We start from the raw sequence: 21,130 nt of genomic DNA, 5'->3' as shown, positions 1-21,130 counted from the left end.
TCGCGGATGGACGGGCCACAGGCGGTAACCTCGCGGCGTGACGACGCTGCGGCTACGACCCGAGGAGCCGGCTGACACCGGCGCGGTCCGTCGGGTGCTGGCTGCGGCCTTCGCCCGGCCGGACGTGGCAACCCCGCCAGAGGTACGGCTCGTCGAGGAGCTGCGCGGCGGCGACGCCTGGCTTCCGGAGCTGGCGATGGTCGCCGAGTACGGCGGTGAGATCGTCGGCTACGCCCTGTTCACCCGGGTCCTCGTGTGCGCGGACGAGCACACCGCCCCGGCACTGGCACTCGGCCCGGTGGCGGTGGCACCCCACCGTCAGCGGATCGGGCTCGGCACCTCCGTGGTGCAGGCCGGCCTGGAGGCGGCCACGGAACTCGGTGAGCGACTGGTCGTGGTGCTCGGCGACCCGGCGTACTACAGGCGTTTCGGGTTCAGCCGGGCCGACCGGATGGGTCTGACGAGCCCCTGGTCGGGGCTTGGTGAGCCGTGGCAGGCCCTGGTGCTGCCGCCGTCGACGAGCGGTGAGCCAGCCCCGCCGCAGGGCGAAGTCGTCTTCCCGCCACCCTGGTCCAAGGTCTGACTGTTCCCCGTGCGGACACCTCACCGGCTGGTCCGCGCCGAAGCGCGTCGAGCGGGGTACGGGACCGGCGCGACGTGCACCGGGCGGATCCCCTCCGGCATCACGAACAACTGACGCTTCTCGGTCGCGTCTCCGTGCCGGTCGAGCTGGTAGCAGTCGATCCACGTCCAGCCGTACGGCGGGTGGCGGTCGGTCAGTTCGCGGATCACGCGGACCAGGATCGGCACGTGGAACTGCGGAGACGCGTCCCGGTTCAGCAGGTAGACGCCGGGGCTCACCCGGGGAATCCCGTCCTCCCGACGGCCGGTCACCGGGCATCACGGTCGGACACGGGTGCCTCCTCGGCTACCAGCAGAGATGGAAGGGGCCGCCCCGGAGGTGCTCGCCGGGTCGGGGCGGCCCCGACAGCGCGACCAGCGGGTTCGGGTCCTCCACTGGCAGCGCCGTCCTGATTTCCACCTTTCCGGCGATTGCGTCCCCCATACACCCCGTATCGGAGTGGAGACTGAGTGTCCCGGGACGTCCAGGAGGGACCGCAGAGTGAACCGTGCCGTTGTAGCAGCCATGACCGAGGCGGGCGAGACCGCCGACACCCTCGCGGCGCAGGTCGGTGTCGACCCGAAGACCGCCGCGCGGTGGGCGAGCCATGGACGCATCCCGCGTCCGCAGACACGCCGGAGGGTCGCCGCGGTCCTCGGTCGCGAGGTGACCGAGCTGTGGCCAGACGTTCTCAAGCGGCGCGAGCCGGCCTGGTTCCGGCGGTGGGTGGACATCGAGCGCGAGGCGGTGGCGCTGCGCGCTTTCCAGTTGGCCTGGGTGCCGGGTCTGCTCCAGACCGAGGCGTACGCGCGGGCGACGCTGGCCGGGGAAAAGCTGACCACCGACGATGTCGGACGATTAGTGGAGGCCCGCCTTCAACGGCAGGCGATCCTGCGGCGGGACAACCCACCGATGCTGGTCGTGGTGCTCGACGAGTTGGTGCTGCGTCGGTCCGCCTACGGTGACCGGGCCCTGATGCGGGAACAGTGTGAGCACCTGGTGGCGTGCGGCACCCACCCCACCACGACGATCCACGTCGTGCCCGCGTCGGTCGGCATGTACCCCGGTCTGGGCGGACCCTTCACCCTCGCCGAACTGGACGACGGCAGCGTGCTCGGTCACGCCGACAGCCAGGCCGAGGCGAAGATCATCGATAACCCTGCGGACGTTGCTACCCTGGGCCGCAGGTGGGAACGCATCCGTGGCGAGGCCCTGTCGCGGACGCAGTCCCTGGAGCTGATCACGGAAGCGGCAGCATCATGGACATGACCGGTGCGCAGTGGCGTAAGAGCAGCAAGAGCGGCAACAACGGCGGTGACTGTGTCGAGGTCGCCGACAACCTCCCCGGCGTCGTCCTCGTCCGGGACACCAAGGACCGCGACGGCGGGACGCTCGCCTTCGAGCCGACGGCCTGGCACTCCTTCGTCGAGCTGGCAAAGGCCGGCAGCCCGACCGCCTGACACCCCTCAACCGAAGCCGGCCGACAGTCAGGCGGGTTGGGTGCGCAGGTAGCGGCCGAAGTGGGGGACGGTGAAGGCGACAGTGCCGCGTTCTCCGGAGTAGATAAGCCCCTTCTTGATCAGCGCGTCGCGGGCCGGGGAGAGGCTGGCGGGCTTACGACCGAGGGCGCGGGCGATCTCGGCGGTCGGCACCGCCGCGTCCATGTCGTCCCGTCCGCCGCCATCCGCTGCCCCCTCGACCAGGGAGAGGGCGGCCATCGCCCGCATGTACTCCCGTTCCGCCGGGGTGGCCCGCTCGAACCGGGAGCCGAAGAAGCCCACCGCCAACTCCGCCTCGGCCTCCGGCGCGGCAACCCGTACGTCGGCAGCGGTGATCGGTGAGCGGGGCGCGTGATCCCAGGTCGCCTTGCCGTACGCCTGGACGAAGTACGGGTAGCCGCCGGACTTCTCGTAGAGCAGGTCGAGCGCCTTCGCCTCGTACTCCACGTCCTCGCGCTCGGCCGGGGCGCAGAGTGCCTGGTCGGCGGCGATCCGGTCGAGCCGGTCGATGCGTTGGTAGCGGAACAGCCGCTCGGAGTACGACTTGGCCGCGCTCAGTACCGCCGGCAGGTGCGGCAGTCCCGCGCCGACCACGATGAGTGGCGCGCCGAGTTGGGACAGTTCGTGGCAGGCGGCGCAGAGCGCGGAGACCTCCTCCGGCCCGAGGTCCTGCATCTCGTCGATGAAGATGGCCACGCCGGTGCCGACGTCGCTGGCGACCGAGGCGGCGTCGGTGAGCAGCTCCACCAGGTCGATCTCGATGTCGCCGGAGTCGGCGCGTCCCCTGGCCGCCGGTACGTCGATGCCGGGCTGCCAGCGGTCCCGCAGCTTCGGGGCGGCACCACCCCGGCCGGTCGGGGCACCCCGTTGGGCGAAGGCTTTGAGCACCCCGAGGAAGGCGTCGATGCGGTCCGGTGCCCGGTGCCGGGGAGCGAGTTCCCGGACGGCCATGTGCAGGGCGGCGGCGATCGGTCGGCGCAGCGACTGATCCGGTCGAGCCTCGATCTTGCCGCTGCCCCAGAGCCGGTTGATGGCCTGCGATCGAAGCGTGTTGAGCAGTACGGTCTTGCCGACGCCCCGCAGGCCGGTGAGCATCAGGCTGCGTTCCGGTCGGCCGCGCGCGATCCGTTCCAGGACGATGTCGAAGACGTCCAGTTCCCGCCCCCGCCCGGCGAGTTCGGGCGGGCGCTGACCGGCGCCCGGAGCGTACGGGTTGCGGACCGGATCCACGAATCGCAGAGTATCGGGCCGTCTAGCCAAGGAGCTAGACATCGGTAGAGGAGGCTACGGCGTGTCGACCGTCGACATAAAACTAGTGCTGTCTAGCATCCACGCTAGACAGCACTAGTTTTGCCGATCGTCGACTCAGCCGCGTCGCTTCAGGCAGAGGACGAAGTCGAGCGAGTCCAACTCGCTGTCGTAGAAGTACCAGTTCGTGTAACCGTCGACCTTGGCGCACTTCGCCTCGGCGTCCTTCTCCCCGCTGGTCTTGCCGTCGAAGCGCTGCAACACCTCGTACGCCGAGGGTTCGCAGTCGGTGATCAGCAGCTTGGGTTTGCCGCCGGTCGGCGCGTCGTTGCGCACACACTGTCCCTGCTCGACGAACCGGGGATCGGTGGACGAGTTGGCGGCCGGGACCCCGGTCCCGGGGTCTTCCTCGTCGTCGGACGGATCGTCGGTCGGCAGCGGATCCTGGGTCGGCGCGGCCACCGCAGCGGGAGTCGACTCGTCCTGCCCGAGCAGGTAGAACGCCACCCCGCCGGCGGCGGCCAACACCAGCACCGCCACCAGCGCGGCGATCATCGGCGTACGACCGCGCCGACGCTCCGGCGGTGGCGTGGGTTGACCGGCGTACGCAGCCACCCCCGCGTCGTCCTGACGGACCTGGCCACCCTGCGGATACCCGCCATAGCCCTGCCCAGCCTCGTAGCCCTGCCCAGCGCCGTACCCCTGCCCAGCTTCATAGCCCTGCCCAGCGCCGTACCCCTGCCCAGCCTCGTAGCCGCCCTGGCCGGAGCCGTACACCTGCCCGGAGCCGTAGACGTGGCCGGAGTCGTACACCTGCCCGGGTTCGTGGGTCTGCCCGGAGCCGTACACCTGGCCGTGCACCTCGCCGGGTCGCGGCTCGTGCCACGGTTGCGGGCCGCCGCCCGGTGGTCCGTAGTTCGCCATGCACGCCCTCCTCCGTCACCCACGTCACGGTAGCGCGTACGCCGGCTCGGCTCGGCCCGGAAGGCAGCCGGTCAACTCTTCGCAGGTGGGTCAGATGAGCCGCAGCTGACGGTCCTTCGGACGGCGAGGTGCGTCAACGTCACCGAGTCGCTCGAACAGACCCGGATCGATCACATCAAGGAACGGCGACGGTCGGCAGTCGTGCTCCGAGCCGTGCCGGACCCGACGGGCCGCGTGGCTGACGTAGAGCCGATCCTGCGCCCGGGTCAGGCCGACGAAGAACAACCGGCGTTCCTCGGCGACCGCGTCGTCGTCGGGCGTCGAGCCCGGCCAGCGCAGCGGCAGCAGCCCGTCCTCGGCACCGACCAGGAAGACCACTGGGAACTCCAGGCCCTTCGCGGCGTGCAGGGTCAGCAGGGTGACCGCCTCGGCGCGCGGATCGAGGGCGTCCACCTCCGCGCCGGTGGCGAGCTGGGACAGGAACATCTCCAGGTCGTCGCCGCACCGGCGGGCCAGCGGCGTGAGCAGGTCGACGGCGGTCCGCACGTCCTCCGGGCGGACCCCGCCGGAACCGTCCAGGGTGGGGATGGCGAAGCGTTCGGCGAGGACCTGCCCGGCGAGGCGTACCCGGGCGGGCAGCGCGCCGTCCACGCCCGAGGCGTGCCGCAGCTCGCGGGCGATGGCCAGCACCCCGGGTCGGTCCCGCAGCCGGTCGTGCGAGCGCTTCTGCACCGGGATGTTCGCCCGGGACAGGGCATCCACGAGCGCGGCCGCCTGCGAATCGGTCCGGTAGAGCACGGCGATGTCGGAGAAGGACAGCGTGGTCGACCGGCCGTCGATCCGACCGGAGTCCAGCGACCGGTGCGACAGGCCGCCGACCAGTTCGTCGACGGTGCGTACCACGAAATCGGCCTCGTCGGCGACGGAGGCCGCGGCGTACCGACCCACCAGCGGGGCCTCGGGGTCGAGCCGGGCCGGATCCAGCCGGCGGCCCCGGACCAGCGACGACGGCGCGATCGCCTGTACCGCGGCGGCCAGGATCGGCGCGGAGGACCGGTAGTTGCGGTTGAGCCGGACCAGCCGGGCGTCGGTGAAGTCCTGGGAGAAGCGCAGGAAGTACCCGACGTCGGCGCCCCGGAACGAGTAGATGGCCTGGTCCGGGTCGCCGATCGCGCAGAGGTTGCCGTCGGCGGGGCTGAGCAGCCGCAACAGCTCGTACTGCACCGCGTCGACGTCCTGGTACTCGTCGACGAAGATCCACTGCCAGCGGTCCCGGTACCGCTGGACCAGCTTGCGGTTCTCGCGCAGCAGCGCGACCGGCACTGTGAGCAGCTCGTCCAGGTCGACCATGCCCTGCTTGCGCAGCAGCCCGGTGTACCGGGCCAGGTCGTCGCCGGCCTCCGCGCGAGCCGCTGCCCGCTCGGCGTCGTCGGCGATCCGGAAGTCGCCCGGCAGGCCCGCTGCCTCGGCGTTCTCCCGCAGGATGGTCAACCCGAGCGAGTGGAAGGTGCCCACCGTGACGTCCTCGGCGACCGGGCCGAGCAGGCCGTCGAGGCGGTGCCGAAGTTCCTCGGCAGCCCGTCGGGTGAAGGTGATCGCCAGACACTGCTCGGGGAAGACGTTCAGCTCGGCACAGAGGTACGCGATCCGGTGGGTGAGCGTACGGGTCTTGCCGGTACCCGGTCCGGCGACGATCAGCAGCGGACCACCGGGGGCCGAGGCGGCGACCCGTTGCATCGCGTCGAGCCGGTCGAGCAGCCCGGTGCCGACCTCCTCCATGCCGGCGAGCATCGGCTCGAACGGCTCGTGCGGAGAGGGCTGCGGGGCGATCGGCGGCGGTGGTGGGGCCGGTTGACGCTTCGGTTCGGCCTTGGTCGCCGGCCGCTTGACCTTGGCGACCGGCTTGTCCGCGTCGGCGGGTCGACGCTGCGCGGGGACCGGCACGTCGAACAGTGTCTCCTGGCCGCCCGAGGCGCCGGAGTTGCTCAACTCGGCCGGATCGAACAGCGTGATCACGCCGTACTCGCCGTCGTAGCCGGGCACCCGACGCACCTCGCCCCGGCGCAGCCGACCGATGCCCTCGGCGAGCAACTCCCCGCCGACCCGGCCGATCTCGTCCAACGGGGTACGGGTCAGGATCTCCAACTCGGGCCCGAGCGCGGCGACCAGGTCGGTGAGCTTCCCCTCGACCTTCTTCGATCGCGGCCCGACCTTGTTGATCTCACCGAGGATCTCGGCGAGCTGGATCAGATGGGTCACCTCACGGGCGTGCTCCGGCCGGTACCCGTGCGGGCGGTCGGCCAATTCCTCGACCCGACTGAGTACGCCCACCGTGAGCGGCTTGCCGCACTCCGGGCACCGCCCCCCGGCCTGCCGGGTGCGTTCGGGTGCCCAGTTCACCCCGCACAGCCGGTGGCCGTCGGCGTGGTACTTCCCCTCCTCGGGGAAGAACTCGATGGTGCCGGCCAACCCGTCGCCGGTGCGCAGCGCGTCCCGGATGCCGAAGTAGTCCCGAGGCGCGGCGAAGACGGTGGCCTCCCGGGCCAGCGCGGGCGGCGAGTGCGCGTCGGAGTTGGAGACCAGGCGGTAACGGTCCAGGCTGCCGACCCGCCAGTTCATCTCCGGGTCGCTGGAGAGCCCGGTCTCCACGGCGAAGATGTGCTCGGCCAGATCGGCATAGCAGTCGGCGATCGCGTCGAAGCCGGACTTCGAGCCCAACGCGGAGAACCACGGGGTCCAGATGTGCGCCGGGACCAGGTAGCCGTCCGGGCTCGCCTCCAGGGTGATCTCCAGCAGGTCCCGGGAGTCCAGGCCGAGGATCGGCCGGCCGTCCGAGCCCAGGTTGCCGATGCGGCCCAGCGCGGCGTTGAACCGGCCCACCGCGTCCAGATCCGGCAGATAGATCAGGTGGTGCACCTTGCGGGTCCGGTCGTCCCGCTTGTAGATCGTCGAGATCTCCACGCTGAGCATGAACCGGACCGGGTCGGTGTCCGCCTCGCTGGCCAGCCTCGGCGGCAGGCGGCGGGCGATGTCCCGCTCCATCTCCGCCGACAGCCGGTACAGGCCGGGCTCGGCCGGATGCAGCGTCTCGCGCAGATGGTCGTACCAGGCGGGGTGGGTGAAATCGCCGGTGCCGAGGACCGAGATGCCCTTGCGTCGCGCCCACCAGCCGAGATTCGGCAGGGTCAGATCACGGCTGCACGCTCGCGAGTATTTCGAGTGGATGTGCAGGTCCGCGACGAAGGGCGGCAGGCCACCGGGGGGTACGGCGCTGAACGGGGGCACGCCGCATCCTGCCACGACCGGTGGCGCTCCCGCGCGTCGCCACGCACGAAGGTGAGGTGCGCTATGCCGAGCGCAACTCCACGAGAGTGATCTGTGGCTCCGCGCCGACCCGGACCGGCGGGCCCCAGAAGCCGGCGCCGTTTGTGACGTACACCTTCGTGCCGTCCACCTCACCGAGGCCGGACACCACCGGCTGTTCGAGCCGTACCAGCAGATTGAACGGGACGATCTGGCCGCCGTGGGTGTGGCCGGACAGTTGCAGGTCGACGTTGTACTTCGCCGCCTCGAACGCGGCCACCGGCTGGTGTGCCAGCAGCACCACCGGGCGGGACGGGTCGCGGTCGGCGAGCGCGGCGGCGTAGTCGGCCGGGGCGGCCACCCCGGTACCCGCCGCGCTGACGTCGTTGACCCCGGCCAGGTCCAGTACACCGTTGCGGGTGGCGATCTCCAGCCGCTCGTTCTGGAGCACCCGCAGCCCGAGCCGGTCGACCTCGGCCACCCACTCCTCGACACCTGAGTAGTACTCGTGGTTGCCGGTGACGAAGTAGCTGCCGTGCCGGGCCCGCAGATCACGCAGGGGTGCCGCGGCCTCGCCCAACTCGGCCACCGTACCGTCGACCAGGTCGCCGACGACGGCGACGAGGTCGGCGTCCAGGCGGTTGATCGCGGCGACGATCCGCTCGGTGTGTATCCGACCGCGCAGCGGCCCGATGTGGATGTCGGAGACGGTGGCGATCCGCAGGCCGTCCATGCTGCGCGGCAGCTTGGCCAGCGGAATCTGCACCCGGTCCAGTCGCGGCGGACCCATCGCGGTGCGTACGCCACTGCCGACCAGACCGGCGGCGGTGAGCCCGGCGAAGATCGCGGCACCTCGGGCCAGCAGCAGCCGGCGCCCCGGATCGTGGTCCGGCCCGATCGCCCCGGCGGCCGGCGGCTCGCTCGCCTCGTCGGCGGTCGGTGGGGTGCCGGGCGTCGCCGGCTCGTCGGTCGCCGTGGTCGTGCCCGCCGTGCTGGTCGTGCCCGCCGTGCTGGTCGTGGCCGCCGTGCTGGTCGTGCCTGCCGTGGTGGTCGTGGCCGCCGTGCTCGGCGTGCTTGCCGGACCGACCAGCACCGGCTCCGGCGCGGCCACCGCCGTGCGACGGCGCAGCACCAGGCGGGCCGCCAGCATCGGGACTTCCAGCACCACGAGCAGCACCAGCAGGTAGAACATCAACGCGAGCCAGACGTAGCCCGGCCAGGCCAGCCAGTACATGCCGGCGCGGGTGCCCATCATCGTCGCCGGTACGAGCAGCGCCAGCACCACCGCGGTGACCGTGCCGATCCGCCGCCAGCGGCCGGGCCTGGTGGTGTCCTTGACCAGCCGCTTCCAGAGGTAAAGGTGGATCAGCCCGGTGATCAGGGCAAGGGTGGCCACGAAACCGAGTACCGCGAGCACGAGTGAAGTCCCCCTCAGCCGCCGGCGAAGGGAGGCAGGACGTCGATCGTCACTCCGGCCGGCAGCGGCTTGTTCCGATCATGACAGGTCACGCCATCGACCAAGAAGTTTGCCACGGCAAGCACAGGGGCCAGCCGACCGTGCCGCTCAGCCAGTTCGGTCAACAACCCGTCGAGCGTACGGCCCGCCGCAACGGTCTCCTCGCTGAGCCCGGCCGCAGCTCGCGCCCCGGCAAAGTAGCGGACGGTGACGGTCGCCATGGTCATCCTCCGATGGCCGACATCGGCCTGGCGGGTTGCAGGAAGCTCGGGTCGTCGATGCCGTGACCGGCCCGTTTGCGCCAGGTCGCGGCCGACCACCGCCGCGCCAACTCGTCGTCGTCGGCACCGGCGCGCAGCGCCCCGCGCAGATCCGTCTCCTCGGTGGCGAACAGGCAGTTGCGGACCTGACCGTCGGCGGTGATCCGGGTCCGGTCACAGTCGCCGCAGAACGGACGGGTCACCGTGCCGATCACCCCGACCCGGGCCGGACCGCCGTCGATCAGCCAGGTCTCCGCCGGGGCCGCGCCGCGTCCGGCCGGATCCGGGCTCAACTCGTACGCCCCACCCAACGTGGTCAGGATCTCCTCGGCGGTGACCATGCTCGCCCGGTCCCAGCCGTGCTGAGCGTCCAGCGGCATCTGCTCGATGAAACGCAACTCGTAGCCGTGGTCGAGGGCGAAGCGGAGCAACGCCGGTGCCTCGTCGTCGTTGACGCCGCGCATCAGCACGCTGTTCACCTTGACCGGGGTGAGCCCGGCGGCCGCTGCCCCGGCCAGTCCCGCCAGCACGTCGTCGAGGCGGTCCCGTCGGGTCAGCCGGAGGAAGCGATCACGATCCAGGGTGTCCAGCGAGACGTTCACCCGGTCCAACCCGGCGGCGTGCAGGGCCGGTGCCAGCCGGGCCAACCCGATGCCGTTTGTGGTCAACGAGATGCGGGGACGCGGGTCGAGGGCGGCCACGGCCGCCACGATGGCGGTCAGACCCGGACGGATCAGTGGCTCACCACCGGTGAACCGGACCTCGTCGACGCCGAACCGGTGCACCGCGAGCCGGACCAGCCGGATCACCTCGTCGTCGGTGAGCAGTTGCGGCCCGGCCAACCAGGGCAGCCCTTCGGCGGGCATGCAGTACGTGCAGCGCAGGTTGCACTTGTCGGTCAGGGAGACCCTCAGGTCCCGAGCGGTCCGGCCGTACCGGTCGACGAGGAGGCCCCCGGGCGGCGCGACGCTCATCCGTCGACGGTAGCGCGCCCGGCCCCGCTCAGGGCGGCGCGGGCCAGCCCGACGACCGAATCCCGGTACGCGGCTCCGAACAAGGCGGTGTGCACAAGCATCAGGTGCAACTGGTGCAGTGGCACCCGCTGTCGCCAACCGTCGGCCAGTGGCCAGGACTCGTCGTACGCGGCCATGATCCGGGCACCGTGCGGCGGGCCACCGAAGAGCGCGAGCTGCGCGAGGTCGGTCTCACGGTGCCCACCGTGCGCGGCCGGGTCGACCAACCACACCCGGTCGTCGGCTCCCCAGATCAGGTTGCCCGGCCACAGGTCGCCGTGGATGCGGGCCGGCGGCTCCTCCCCGCCGAACTCGTCGATCTGGGCGACGACCTCTTCGACGAGCCCGGCGGCGCGGCCGTCCAGGGCCTGGTTGTCGACGGAGCGGCGCAGGTAGGGCAGCAGCCTGGTCCGGGCGAACCAGTCCGCCCAGGGGCCGTCGTGCGGGGTGTTGTCCGCCGGCAGGGCCCCGATGAACCCGGGCCAGGACGCGCCGAAGGCGGACGCCCCGGCCCGGTGCAGGCCGGCCAGTTCCCGGCCGAAGCGTTCGGCGGCGTCGACGCTCGGCTCACCCGGCTCGATCCACTCCAGGGCGAGCAGGTCGGGCAGCGCCACCAGCACCTCGGGAACCGCGACCGTGTCGGCCTCCCGCAGCCAGCGCAGCCCGGCCGCCTCGGTGGCGAAGAAGCCCTCCGGCACCGGCTGCTGCGCCCGTTCCGGCCAGGTCTTCGCGAAGACCGAGTGGCCGTCGTCGAGCGTCAGCCGGGACGCGGCGCAGATGTCGCCGCCGCCGACCGGCGTCTCCCGGATCCGCTGGTGGGTCAGGAAGGTCGGCAGCTGCTCCGGATGCGCCCGCAGATACGCCAGATCCATGCCCCGCAAGGTATCGCCTCCGGCGGGAAGGAAGGGCACCTTATTAACGCCTCCGGTAGAGGAAGGGCCCCTTATTAACGCCTGCACCGTGGGCCTGTGCGTAGTGCAGGGGGTGGCGGACGGATCGAAACTGCGCCGACCAGGGAAAATACGCTGAGTAGCTGTGGATAACCGGCGTGTCGTCCACAGGGGCGGCGGCGCGTACCGCTCGGCTCGCAGGCTGGCCCCATGAACTCGACGGAGATTCCCCGGCTGACCGTCCGCTCGCCCGCCGACCTCATCGCCGCGGTGCCGTACCTGCTCGGCTTCCATCCGACCGACAGCGTCGTGGTGGTGGCGTTGTCGGCCTCCCGGGTGGTCTTCGTCGCCCGTGGCGACCTGCCCGGCGAGACCGAGCACGACGAAGCTGCCGGGCACATCGCGGCGGTCACCGCTCAGCAGAACGCCGATTCGGCAACCGTGATCGGGTACGGTCCGGCCGCCCGGGTGACCCCGGCGCTCGACGCGGTTCGAGGGGCGTTGACCGAGGCCGGCCTGGCCGTGCTCGACGCGCTGCGGGTCACCGACGGACGGTGGTGGTCGTACCTCTGCACCGAACCGGAGTGCTGCCCGCCGGAGGGAACCGCGTACGACCCGCAGGGCAGCGCGGTGCCAGCGGCGGCCGTCTTCGCCGGCCAGGTCGCCCTGCCCGACCGGGCGGCGCTCGCCGCTCAGCTCGCCCCGATCGGCGGGGCAGCGGCCCGGCACGCCGCGAAGCGGGCCGAGCAGCGGCTGACCGGGTTGCTGGCGGCGGCACCCCCGGCGGATCTGCTCGGCGCGCGGGCACTGCGGGCGGCGGGTGTGGCGGCGTACCGTGCCGCCCGGCGTCGGCACGACCGTGGTGCGCAGCTCACCGACGACGAGGTCGCCTGGCTGTGCCTGCTGCTGACCCACCTTCCGGTACGCGACCACGCCTGGGAGCGCACCGATGGCCGGGACGAGGACGTGGCGTTCTGGACGGAGTTGCTGCGTCGCGTCGAACCGGATCTGATCGCGGCTCCGGGGGCGCTGCTGGCCTTCGCCGCCTGGCGGGCCGGGCAGGGCGCCCTGGCGGCGGTGGCGTTGGAACGGGTGCTGGCCGTGCATCCGGAATACTCACTCGCCCTGCTGATCGACGACCTGCTGCGTCGCGGCGTGCCGCCGTCCCGGCTCGACGGGTGGCCGGCCGACGGGCCGGTGGTGGCACCCCGCCGAGAGCGGCGCAAGTCGCGCCCCCGTCGGCGATGACACATCTGACCGGGGCAGCGGGGTGGACCGCGACGCCGGATAATCGGCGGATGTTCCGGGCGGCGTCGGGGGGCGCATGAGCGTTGCACTGCTGCTCTCGCTCGTCGGGCTCGCCCTGATCGACAGCACCAGCATCGGCACGTTGTTCATCCCGGTGTGGCTGCTGCTGGCACCCGGCCCGGTCAGCGGCCGGCGGATCCTGACCTACCTGGGCACCATCGCCGGGTTCTATCTCGTGGTGGGGCTGGCACTCTACTTCGGCGGCAGCGGCCTGGCCGACGTGCTGGGCGGAGCGCTGGAGAACCGGCCGGTCATCTGGGCACAGATGGTGTTCGGGGTCGGCCTGCTGCTGGTGAGCTTCCGGTACGACGGCAAGCGCGGCGCCGGGACCGGTCGGGTGCTGCGCTGGCGGGATCGGGTCACCGCCGGTGACTCGTCCGGGCGCTGGCTGGTCGGGTTGGCGTTGTTCGCCGCGTTGGCCGAGGTGGCGACCATGCTGCCGTATCTGGGTGCCCTCGGTCTGTTGAGCACCTCGGGGCTGGACGTGCCGGCGGTGGTCGCCCTGCTCGGTGGATACTGCCTGGTCATGGTGCTGCCGGCGGTGGTGTTGCTGGGTGCGCGACTGGCCTGGCCGAGGCTGGTCGAGCCGGTCCTCGCCCGACTCAACGCGTGGATCGTCAGGTCGTCCGGGAGCATGCTCGGCTGGGTCCTGGGCATCGCCGGCTTCCTGATAGCCCGGGACGCCGCCGTCCGGCTGGGGCTGTTCGAGCTGCTCGCGAACCGCTGAGCGACCATGAGCCGCTCGCGAACCGCTGAGCCCGTGAGCCGCTGAATGCCCGTGAGCCGCTGAATGCTCGCGAGCCGCTGAATGCTCGCGAGCCGCTTAATGCTCGCGTCAGGCGCTCACCCGGTGCGGGCCGGTGTAGACGTTCATGGTCCGGCCGCGCAGGAAACCGACAAGGGTCATCCCGGCCTCGGCAGCGAGATCGACCGCGAGGGTGCTCGGTGCCGAGACCGCCGCGAGCAGCGGCACACCGGCCATCCACGCCTTCTGGGTCAGCTCGAAGCTGGCCCGTCCGGAGACGAGCAGGACGTGCCCGGCCAGCGGCAGTCGCCGTTCGCGTACCGCCCAGCCGATGACCTTGTCCACCGCGTTGTGCCGGCCCACGTCCTCGCGCAGCACCACCAGGTCACCGTCGGCGGTGAACAGCCCTGCGGCGTGCAGCCCGCCGGTACGGTCGAAGCCCCGCTGCCCGGCGCGCAGTCGCTGCGGCAACTCGGCCAGCAACTCCGCCGGCACGGTGAGCGGGTCGCCCGCCACCTCGAACATCGACCGGGTCCGCACCGCCTCGATGCTCTCCTTGCCGCAGACCCCGCAGGCGCTCGTGGTCGTGAACTGGCGGCTCGCCTCGGCAGCCGGCTCCGGCACGCCGGGTGCAAGCGCCACGTCGACCACGTTGTAGGTGTTCGGGGTCTCCGCGCCGGCACACAGCTGTGCGGTCGACACGTCGTCCGCCGACCGGATCAGTCCTTCGGCGAACAGGAAACCGAGCGCCAGGTCCAGGTCCGCGCCGGGGGTACGCATGGTGACCGACAGCGGGCGGCGGCGACCCGGCCCGGCCGCACCGACCCGGATCTCCAGCGGTTCCTCGGCGGCGAGGGTGTCCGGCCGACGGGTCAGTGTGCGCCCGTCGGCGGTGGCGTCGAGGTCCACGCGGAGCACCACGCGGCGGTCAGCAGCACGTCCCACCCCACCATCCTGCCCCGACCGCCGCGCCCCGGCCCGACCAGCCCTGGGAAGTGCGTGGCGTTACGGTGGCCCGGTGAGCGCGTACGCGGCGGTGGTGCTCGCCGGCGGTGCGGCCCGCCGGCTGGGCGGACTGGACAAGCCGGCGCTGCCCGTCGGCGGTGTGCCGATGCGGGAGCGGGTGCTCGCGGCGGTCGCCGACGCGTCGCCTCGGATCCTGGTCGGGCCCGGACCGGCCCCGGCGGGCGTACGACTGACCCGCGAGTCGCCACCGGGCGGTGGGCCGGTGGCCGCCACCGCAGCCGGGCTGGCCCTGCTCCACGCTGAGGTGCCGGCCGTCGCCCTGCTCGCGGCCGACCTGCCGCTGCTGACCCGGTCCGCCGTCGGTGAACTGCTGCGTCACCTCGACGCCCCACCCGCCGCGCCGAGCAGCGCCGAACCGTCCGCGCCGAGCAGCGCCCCACCTGCCGCGTCGAGCAGCGCGCGACCTGTCGACGGGGTCTGTTTCGTGGACGAGGACGGGCGGCGGCAGTTGCTCTGTGGGGTGTGGCGGCCCGCGGCGCTGCGCTCAGCCCTGGACCGGTTGACCGTTCGACGGGGCGATCTGGCCGGAGCCGCGTTGCGGGAACTGCTCGCCGACCTCGCCGTACGCGAGCTGACCTGGCCCGGTGACGGCCCTGCGCCCTGGTTCGACTGCGACACTGAGCGGGACCTGCGGCAGGCGGAGGAGTGGTCGCGATGACGGTGATGGACGACTGGCTCACGGCGGCCTGCGCGGAGTTGGGTGTCGACCCGGCCGACGTGCCGGTACAACCCGTGCTCGACCTGGCCCGGGACGTGGCCCATCAGGTGCTCCGGCCGGGTGCACCGGTCACCGCCTACCTGCTCGGTCTGGCGGTCGGCCGGGGTGCGGATCCCGCCGTGGCAGCTGCCCGGCTGACCGAGTTGGCCGGCACCTGGCCGGTCGAGTTGGGCGGCGACCGCTGACCGCGTGAGCGGTGTCCGATCACGGTCCGGGCTGATCCCTGTAGACGGCGGGCTCGGTAGGGTGGCCGGAACGGACGGAGGCGATCATGACGGCAGACCACCCCTCGGCACCGCCCGGCACGCCGGCACACCACGAGTCGATTCTGCTCGATGAGCCGAGCACGGCCGACCTACGGGCGAAGGTGACCCATGCGTGGCGGGAGTTCGCCCGGGCACTGGCCGACCGGCTGGCGGCCCTGCCACCGGGGGCCCACGTGGAGTTGACCCTCGACCCGACGGCCTCCGGTATCGACGACGCCGTCTACTCCGTCAGCGTCGACGTCACCGAGGACGGTGCGTTGACGGCGCGGGCGGTGGGCAACGCGACCCTGCCGCAGGGCTACCGGCTGGACCGGTCGGCGGTGGCTGACATGGTCGCGCTGGGCTGGTCGCCGCCGGGGGTGCTGGAGGGCTCCGGTGACCAGTTCGGCCTGCACTGCGCGGTGACCGAGAGCAGCCGGCTGGCCGCCCTGATCTCGCGTACGCTGCGCGACATCTACGGTGCGCCGCACCCGGCGTTCCTGGTCTACCTGATCGTCGACGCGGAGGGTGAGCCGCTTGCCGGTGCGCCACTGGGCACCGCACGCAGCGAGTTCGGTACCGGCCGGGAAATCGAGACCGATCTGGCGCAGGCGCTGGCGGACACCGCTGACTCCGGCGCGGACACCGAGGTGCTGGAGTTGGCCGAGCGGGTCCGGACGGTGGTGTCGACAATGCTGAAGTCCGACTCCGACCGGGTCCAGGTCGATTCCGACGGCGACATCAACATCCGTGCCGGCTCGGCGATGGTCTTCGTCCGGGTACGCGACAACCCGCCGCTGGTCGACGTCTTCTCCCCGGTCCTCACCGAGGTCGAGCCCACCGAGCGGCTCTACGTCAAGCTCTCCGAGTTGACCAACCGGATGCCGATCGGCCGGCTCTACTGTGCCGACGACACCGTCTGGGCGTCGATCCCGGTCTTCGGCCGCAACTTCCAGCCCACCCACCTGATGCTCGCCGTGCAGGTGATGACCGGCTTGGCCGACGAGTTGGACGACCGGCTGCACGGTGAGTTCGGCGGCAAGCGCTTCTTCGGCGAGGGGGACAAGCCGGGGCGGGGTGAGCACCGCACCGGCATGTACCTCTGAGCCCGCCGTCGGGATGCCGTCGAGACCAAGTCGAGGTGCCATCGAGGTCAGGTCGGGCGCCGTCGAGGTCAAGAGGTGGGGCCCGGAGATCCCCAGATACCGGGCCCCACCCCTCGGGGGAGGGTGATTCAGGTCGTCGGGATCCAGCCGAGGCTCTGGGCCGTGGCCGGATCGGAGGCCCGCAGGCCCGCTTCGGAGACGGTCCAGAGCACGTCGCCGATCACCAGTGCACGCTGTACGTCCGGTCGCCGCCAGGCCCGGTCACTGTCCGTCGTGGCGGTCGGGTGGGTGACCTGACCGATCTCGCTGATCCGGTCGGCGCTGACCCGCAGCAGCCGTAGGCCGGTGTCCACCGGTAGCACCACCAGGCCGGTGGCCGGCCAGTACAGGAAGGCGTGCGGGTCGTGCTCGGCGGCGGACCAGCCGGACGGCAGGTGCCACTGATCCAGTCGGGTCGGCCGGGCCGGGTTCCGGACGTCGAAGAGGGACACCTGGACGCCCTCGGTGCGGCCCTGTCCGTCGGCCTCCTGACCCACGCCGAGCAGCCGCCCGTCGGGCAGCGGATGCAGGTACGCGGAATAGCCGGTGATCTTCAGCTCGCCGGTCACCAGCGGCTTCGTCGGGTCGGTCAGGTCGAGTGAGTAGAGCGGGTCGGTCTGCCGGAAGGTCACCACGTACGCGACGGGCCCGAGATACCGCACGGAGTAGATGCGTTCGCCGCGTCCGAGCCCACCGACCGCACCGACCGGTACGAGCGAACCGCCGTCGCGGCGCAGCACCCGTACGGTCGACTCGGATCGGCGTTCCTCGCCCCAGACGTCACCGACGGTGGTGGCCACCCGCAGGTGCCCGTCCCATTCTGAGAGCGCGTACTGGTTGATCAGCCAGCCCGGCACGGTGCCGGCGGCGAGGTAGCGGGGACGACCCGGCTCGCTGGTGTCGAACTGGTAGATCTCGGTGACCTGGTCGCGGACGGTGGGTCGCCAGCGGAGCAGGCCCATTCCCGGTTGTGGCTGCTGACCGGCGAGGTAGAGGCTTCGCGCCGTGCCGTAGACGGTGGTCGCGTCGGCGGCGACGCTGACCGCGTCGCCCGCGCCCAGCCGGTCGGCGGCGAGGTCGAAGCTGAGCACGGTGAGCAGCGAGGTGCCGGTCATCCGCTTCGGACGGCTGAGTCGATCGCAGTCGACCCGACCGGTGTGCCGCTCGTCGCCGGCCGTCCACTCGTACTCCGGCAGCCAGGACTCGATCCCGGCCCGGTCGATGACCGCGCGGTTCTGCCGGGTTCGGGCCCGGTCGCTGCCGGTCGCGTCGAGCGGGAACTCGATCCGGGGTGCGGTGCGGACCACCACCCGCGCCGTGTCGCCGGTCAGCCGGCCGTCGAGCAGGCTGCCCTCGATCCGGTACGAGCCGAGCACCGCGGGCGCACCGGCCAGGTCGACCAGGAACAGGCGGGCCGATTCGACCGGCGGTTCCGGCCAGGCTCGGTCCACCGCGACGAACGGCGACCCGTCGGCCAGCACCAGCGCCCGGTCGCCGTGCAGCAGCAGCCGGTACGAGCCCCAGTAGGCGCCCTCCTGCGCGCCGGGCAGGTCGAGTAGGCCGGTGATCCGTCGGCTGGCCGGGTCGATCACCCGCAGCACGCCGGAGGTGACCGTGACGATCCGTCGGCCGTCGGTCTTCACCACGTCCGGCTCGTCCGCGTCGGCTTCATGGTTGTTGGTCTTCGAGTGGTCAGGCGCGGCGTAACCGGAAGCTCCCTCTGCCCCGGCCGCGACGGCCGTCCGGGCACTCAACAGCGTGCCGTCCTCGAAGCCGTACGGCCCCACCGAGTCGCGGGCCGCGGCGCGCAGTTCGGTCAGGGCCTCGACGCACGAGTCGAACGAGGTCAGGGCGGCCACCGGCACCATCACCGACCCGGGCGGCCGGACCGGGTTCGGGCCGGCGGTACTGCCGGCGAGCAGGGTCAACGCGACAAGGGTGCTACCGACCGCGACGACTCTGCCTGCCCGCATCATGTCCGCTTCGACGCCGCCGGTCGTCGTCCGGTTCCGCACCGGCCGCGAGATCCTGACCGACGGTCAGCTGATCGACGGGCCGACGCCGGGGGACTCGACAAGCCGGGAGAGCACGATGGTGCTGCGGCTGGAGGTCACGAAACCCTCCGCCCGCAACCGCTCCAACGCCTGTTCAAGGTGGGCGATGTCGGCGGCCCGCAGGTGCACGAGCGCGTCGGCCTCCCCGGAGACCGTGTACGCCCCGACCACCTCGGGATGGCGGCGCACCGCGGCGCCGATCTGTGCCGGGGTGGTGCGGCCGGCGCAGAACAGCTCGACGAACGCCTCGGTGGTCCAGCCGACCGACGCCGGGTCGACGATGGCGGTGAATCCCCGGATGACCCCGGCGGCACGCAGTCGGTCCACCCGTCGCTTGACGGCTGGAGCGGAGAGTGAGACCCGGGTGCCGATATCCGCGTACGAGGCACGGGCATCAGCGACGAGCAATGCAATGATTCGCTGGTCAACCGCGTCGATCTGCAACGTTCCGCTCCTGAGAAGCAATGGTCGTGGCTGTTACGAAAGTCTGAGCCTACCTACTCTTAGTGATCGTGGACCAGCAGCGAGTGCCGCGAAAGCGGACATACCTCATGTGCTCACCGGAGCATTTCGCGGTCGAGTACGCGATCAACCCGTGGATGGACGTGACCATGCCGGTAGACCCGGAGTTGGCCGTCAAGCAGTGGGACCGCCTGCGGGAGACCCTTGTCGGTCTGGGGCACGAGGTGCACCTGCTGGCTCCCGAGCCCGGACTGCCCGACATGGTCTACGCCGCCAACGGCGCGTTCAGCGTCGACGGGACGGTCTACGGTGCCCGGTTCAAGCACCACCAGCGCACCGCCGAGGCGGCGGCACACCGGGCGTTCTACGAGGCGCAGGGCTGGCGGTTCATTGCGCCCAACGAGACGAACGAGGGCGAGGGCGACTTCGCGTACCTGCCGGAGGCGCACGGTGGGCTGATCCTCGCCGGGTACGGATTCCGTACCGAACTGGCCGCGCACGCCGAGGCGCAGGAGGCGCTGGGCCGCCCGGTGATCTCGCTGCGGCTGGTCGACCCGCGCTTCTACCACCTGGACGTGGCTCTCGCCTCGATCGACGACGGCAACATCGTCTACTACCCGGGCGCCTTCTCCACGGCCGGCCAGAAGGTGCTCGCCCAACTCTTCCCGGACGCGGTGCTGGCGGAGGCGGAGGACGTCCTCGCCTTCGGACTCAACCTGGTCAGCGACGGCGCGAACGTGGTGCTCAACAGCGAGGCGACCCGGCTGGCCGGGCGACTCAAGGCGGCCGGCTACACACCGGTGCCGGTGGAGTTGGCCGAGCTGAAGAAGGGCGGCGGCAGCGTGAAGTGCTGCATCGCCGAGTTGCGGCACTGAGCGGACGACGAGCAGGGTCGCCGACCCTGCTCGTCGCGGCGATGAACCGGGGTGGCCAGCCCAGCGTGGTCAGCTCAGGGTGGTCAGCCCAGCGTGGCCAGCTCGCTGACCATCACGTTCGACAACACCTGGCCGTCGTGCTGAACCTCCCGCAGGTACCACTTCTGCTGCGGGGTACGTGGCTGGTTGAACTGCCAGGCACCGCGCGGGCTGTCGATCTGACCGATGCGGCCCAGCGCCAGGTTGACCGTCTGCGGGGTGGGGTCCTCGCCGGCCAGGCGGATCGCCTGGTCGAGCACCTTCGCCGCGTCGTACGAGGCCATCGCGTAGGTGGTCGGCGAGGCGCTGTGCTTCTTGCGGTACGCCGAGGCGAACCGACGGTTGGCGGCGTTGTTCAGGTCGGCGGAGTAGTTCAACGCGGTGCGGATGCCCAGGGCGTCGTTGGCCGGTCTGACGCTCTCCAGCACGGTGCCCTCGGTGAGGAACCCGGGAGCGTAGATGCCGCCCTGGAAGCCGGCGTCGCGGAGCTGCATGATGAACTCCGCCGCCGCCGGGCCGGAGTAGAAGCAGAAGACGGCCGACGGGTTGCGGCTCAACGCGCGGTCGATGTCCCGGACGAAGGCACCCTTACCCGGGTTCGCGTTGTTGGTGGTGAAGATGACCTGATCCGCGATGCGCGGGTCGGATTCGCCGAACTCCTGGCGGAAGCCGAGCAGCACGTCGTCGCCGCCGACGGCCGACTCCGGCATGACGATCGCCATCCGGTCGTCGGGGCCCAACGCGTCCCGCAGGTAGCGGCCGAGCGCCCGGCCCGCCTCGTCGAGCACGTACGAGGTGCGCCAGATGTAGACGACGCTCTGGAGGCTGGAGGGCGAGGCGTTGGAACCGATCAGCGGCACCCGGGCCTGCTCGATGGTGTCCCGGATGCCGAACATGACCGCCGAGGAGGCGACTCCGGTCAGTGCGAGCACGCCCTGTTTGAGCAGTCCGTCGACGGCGGCCTGACCGGACTTGACGGTGTCACCCTCGTCGGCGACGAGCAGGTTTACCGGATGGCCGCCGAGCCGGCCCTCGTTGAGATCCAGATAGAGCTGGAAGCCGTTACGCAACTCGTCACCGACGGCCTTGCCGACTCCGGACTGCGGTGCGACGAGCCCGACCTTGACCGGACTCTTCGGCTTCGCGGGCTCCTCGGCGTCCGAGGCACATCCGGCGGCGAGGCCGCCCGCGCCGAGCGCGGCCAGCATCTGGAGTGTCCGCCTACGGTTCATCTGCGACACCGGGTTCCCTTCGGATGTACTGCCGGGGCCTCCCGCCCCTCCGGCGTTCTACCTGCT

General features: G+C 71.6%; 21 protein-coding genes. 9 read left to right on the top strand and 12 right to left on the bottom strand.

Going from position 1 to position 21,130, the window contains the following annotated elements; all coding sequences use genetic code 11:
• Window positions 1-37 precede the first annotated feature (37 nt).
• Window positions 38-583, top strand: a complete 546-nt coding sequence (locus C1A38_RS04905; RefSeq protein WP_102656621.1) for a GNAT family N-acetyltransferase — start codon at window positions 38-40, stop codon at window positions 581-583.
• A gap of 20 nt (window positions 584-603) precedes the next feature.
• Here C1A38_RS04905 and C1A38_RS04900 read toward each other — a convergent pair whose 3' ends face one another.
• The gene (locus C1A38_RS04900; protein ID WP_233196622.1) at window positions 604-894 is read right to left on the bottom strand and encodes a hypothetical protein; all 291 of its coding nucleotides are present in this window, start codon (window positions 892-894) and stop codon (window positions 604-606) included.
• A gap of 229 nt (window positions 895-1,123) precedes the next feature.
• On the opposite strand from C1A38_RS04900, the gene C1A38_RS04895 reads away from it, so the two are divergent.
• A complete protein-coding gene (locus C1A38_RS04895; protein ID WP_102656620.1) occupies window positions 1,124-1,891 on the top strand; it encodes a DUF5753 domain-containing protein in 768 nt (255 codons plus the stop codon).
• The gene (locus C1A38_RS04890) at window positions 1,888-2,082 is read left to right on the top strand and encodes a DUF397 domain-containing protein (protein ID WP_102656646.1); all 195 of its coding nucleotides are present in this window, start codon (window positions 1,888-1,890) and stop codon (window positions 2,080-2,082) included. The genes C1A38_RS04895 and C1A38_RS04890 overlap by 4 nt, the downstream gene beginning before the upstream one ends.
• A 27-nt stretch (window positions 2,083-2,109) precedes the next feature.
• On the opposite strand, the gene C1A38_RS04885 is transcribed toward C1A38_RS04890, so the two are convergent.
• The 7 genes from C1A38_RS04885 to C1A38_RS04855 all read right to left on the bottom strand — a co-directional run bounded on the left by C1A38_RS04885 (window position 2,110) and on the right by C1A38_RS04855 (window position 11,197).
• A complete protein-coding gene (locus tag C1A38_RS04885) occupies window positions 2,110-3,351 on the bottom strand; it encodes an ATP-binding protein (protein WP_102656619.1) in 1,242 nt (413 codons plus the stop codon).
• A 135-nt stretch (window positions 3,352-3,486) separates the two neighbouring features.
• Window positions 3,487-3,984, bottom strand: coding sequence for an LppU/SCO3897 family protein (locus C1A38_RS32540; protein ID WP_102656645.1), 498 nt, complete (start codon window positions 3,982-3,984; stop codon window positions 3,487-3,489).
• 399 nt (window positions 3,985-4,383) lie between these two features.
• Complete coding sequence (locus tag C1A38_RS04875; protein WP_102656618.1) at window positions 4,384-7,578, bottom strand: UvrD-helicase domain-containing protein; 3,195 nt, start codon at window positions 7,576-7,578, stop codon at window positions 4,384-4,386.
• A gap of 61 nt (window positions 7,579-7,639) precedes the next feature.
• On the bottom strand, window positions 7,640-9,013 hold the full coding sequence (locus tag C1A38_RS04870) for a metallophosphoesterase (protein WP_102656617.1): 1,374 nt from the start codon (window positions 9,011-9,013) through the stop codon (window positions 7,640-7,642).
• 14 nt (window positions 9,014-9,027) lie between these two features.
• Complete coding sequence (locus tag C1A38_RS04865; protein WP_102656616.1) at window positions 9,028-9,273, bottom strand: MoaD/ThiS family protein; 246 nt, start codon at window positions 9,271-9,273, stop codon at window positions 9,028-9,030.
• Between the two features lie 2 nt (window positions 9,274-9,275).
• Complete coding sequence (gene moaA / locus C1A38_RS04860) at window positions 9,276-10,286, bottom strand: GTP 3',8-cyclase MoaA (RefSeq protein ID WP_102656615.1); 1,011 nt, start codon at window positions 10,284-10,286, stop codon at window positions 9,276-9,278.
• Window positions 10,283-11,197 carry a fructosamine kinase family protein gene (locus C1A38_RS04855; RefSeq protein WP_102656614.1) on the bottom strand — a complete coding sequence of 305 codons (915 nt, stop codon included), beginning with the start codon at window positions 11,195-11,197 and terminating at the stop codon, window positions 10,283-10,285. Before C1A38_RS04855 ends, moaA begins: the two co-directional genes overlap by 4 nt.
• A 228-nt stretch (window positions 11,198-11,425) precedes the next feature.
• Between C1A38_RS04855 and C1A38_RS04850 the strand changes: the two genes are divergently transcribed.
• Window positions 11,426-12,463, top strand: coding sequence for a DUF4192 domain-containing protein (locus tag C1A38_RS04850; RefSeq protein WP_102656613.1), 1,038 nt, complete (start codon window positions 11,426-11,428; stop codon window positions 12,461-12,463).
• 76 nt (window positions 12,464-12,539) lie between these two features.
• Entirely contained in the window at window positions 12,540-13,250 is a 711-nt protein-coding gene (locus tag C1A38_RS04845; protein ID WP_102656612.1) for a GAP family protein, read from the top strand.
• Window positions 13,251-13,358: 108 nt separating this feature from the next.
• Here C1A38_RS04845 and fdhD read toward each other — a convergent pair whose 3' ends face one another.
• Window positions 13,359-14,213: a formate dehydrogenase accessory sulfurtransferase FdhD gene (fdhD, locus tag C1A38_RS04840; RefSeq protein WP_102656611.1), complete on the bottom strand. Its 855-nt coding sequence runs from the start codon at window positions 14,211-14,213 to the stop codon at window positions 13,359-13,361.
• A gap of 73 nt (window positions 14,214-14,286) precedes the next feature.
• Here fdhD and mobA point away from each other — a divergent pair, with 73 nt between their 5' ends.
• The 3 genes from mobA to C1A38_RS04825 all read left to right on the top strand — a co-directional run bounded on the left by mobA (window position 14,287) and on the right by C1A38_RS04825 (window position 16,363).
• Complete coding sequence (mobA, locus tag C1A38_RS04835; RefSeq protein WP_102656610.1) at window positions 14,287-14,952, top strand: molybdenum cofactor guanylyltransferase; 666 nt, start codon at window positions 14,287-14,289, stop codon at window positions 14,950-14,952.
• Window positions 14,949-15,197, top strand: a complete 249-nt coding sequence (locus C1A38_RS04830) for a DUF6457 domain-containing protein (protein ID WP_013736545.1) — start codon at window positions 14,949-14,951, stop codon at window positions 15,195-15,197. Before mobA ends, C1A38_RS04830 begins: the two co-directional genes overlap by 4 nt.
• An 86-nt stretch (window positions 15,198-15,283) precedes the next feature.
• On the top strand, window positions 15,284-16,363 hold the full coding sequence (locus C1A38_RS04825) for a T3SS (YopN, CesT) and YbjN peptide-binding chaperone 1 (RefSeq protein ID WP_102656609.1): 1,080 nt from the start codon (window positions 15,284-15,286) through the stop codon (window positions 16,361-16,363).
• Between the two features lie 128 nt (window positions 16,364-16,491).
• Here C1A38_RS04825 and C1A38_RS04820 read toward each other — a convergent pair whose 3' ends face one another.
• The gene (locus tag C1A38_RS04820) at window positions 16,492-18,375 is read right to left on the bottom strand and encodes a beta-propeller domain-containing protein (protein ID WP_102656644.1); all 1,884 of its coding nucleotides are present in this window, start codon (window positions 18,373-18,375) and stop codon (window positions 16,492-16,494) included.
• Window positions 18,376-18,441: 66 nt separating this feature from the next.
• A complete protein-coding gene (locus C1A38_RS04815; protein ID WP_102656608.1) occupies window positions 18,442-18,900 on the bottom strand; it encodes an Lrp/AsnC family transcriptional regulator in 459 nt (152 codons plus the stop codon).
• Window positions 18,901-18,968: 68 nt separating this feature from the next.
• Between C1A38_RS04815 and ddaH the strand changes: the two genes are divergently transcribed.
• Window positions 18,969-19,793 carry a dimethylargininase gene (gene ddaH / locus C1A38_RS04810; RefSeq protein WP_353505508.1) on the top strand — a complete coding sequence of 275 codons (825 nt, stop codon included), beginning with the start codon at window positions 18,969-18,971 and terminating at the stop codon, window positions 19,791-19,793.
• A gap of 83 nt (window positions 19,794-19,876) precedes the next feature.
• On the opposite strand, the gene C1A38_RS04805 is transcribed toward ddaH, so the two are convergent.
• Window positions 19,877-21,073, bottom strand: coding sequence for an ABC transporter substrate-binding protein (locus tag C1A38_RS04805; protein ID WP_102656607.1), 1,197 nt, complete (start codon window positions 21,071-21,073; stop codon window positions 19,877-19,879).
• Window positions 21,074-21,130: the final 57 nt, after the last annotated feature.

This window comes from Verrucosispora sp. ts21, from assembly GCF_002879555.1.
Lineage (GTDB): Bacteria > Actinomycetota > Actinomycetes > Mycobacteriales > Micromonosporaceae > Micromonospora > Micromonospora gifhornensis.
The sequence above is the reverse complement of the archived record's forward strand: the minus strand, read 5'-3'. Positions and strand labels throughout refer to the sequence as shown.

What these genes read in the sequence shown, in the direction of transcription:
- C1A38_RS04865 (WP_102656616.1), bottom strand. Translation starts at nt 9,273, where the DNA reads ATGGCGACCGTCACCGTCCGCTACTTTGCCGGGGCGCGAGCTGCGGCC.
- C1A38_RS04845 (WP_102656612.1), top strand. Translation starts at nt 12,540, where the DNA reads ATGAGCGTTGCACTGCTGCTCTCGCTCGTCGGGCTCGCCCTGATCGAC.
- moaA (WP_102656615.1), bottom strand. Translation starts at nt 10,286, where the DNA reads ATGAGCGTCGCGCCGCCCGGGGGCCTCCTCGTCGACCGGTACGGCCGG.
- C1A38_RS04850 (WP_102656613.1), top strand. Translation starts at nt 11,426, where the DNA reads ATGAACTCGACGGAGATTCCCCGGCTGACCGTCCGCTCGCCCGCCGAC.
- C1A38_RS04830 (WP_013736545.1), top strand. Translation starts at nt 14,949, where the DNA reads ATGACGGTGATGGACGACTGGCTCACGGCGGCCTGCGCGGAGTTGGGT.
- C1A38_RS04855 (WP_102656614.1), bottom strand. Translation starts at nt 11,197, where the DNA reads ATGGATCTGGCGTATCTGCGGGCGCATCCGGAGCAGCTGCCGACCTTC.
- C1A38_RS04820 (WP_102656644.1), bottom strand. Translation starts at nt 18,375, where the DNA reads ATGCGGGCAGGCAGAGTCGTCGCGGTCGGTAGCACCCTTGTCGCGTTG.
- C1A38_RS04825 (WP_102656609.1), top strand. Translation starts at nt 15,284, where the DNA reads ATGACGGCAGACCACCCCTCGGCACCGCCCGGCACGCCGGCACACCAC.
- C1A38_RS04890 (WP_102656646.1), top strand. Translation starts at nt 1,888, where the DNA reads ATGACCGGTGCGCAGTGGCGTAAGAGCAGCAAGAGCGGCAACAACGGC.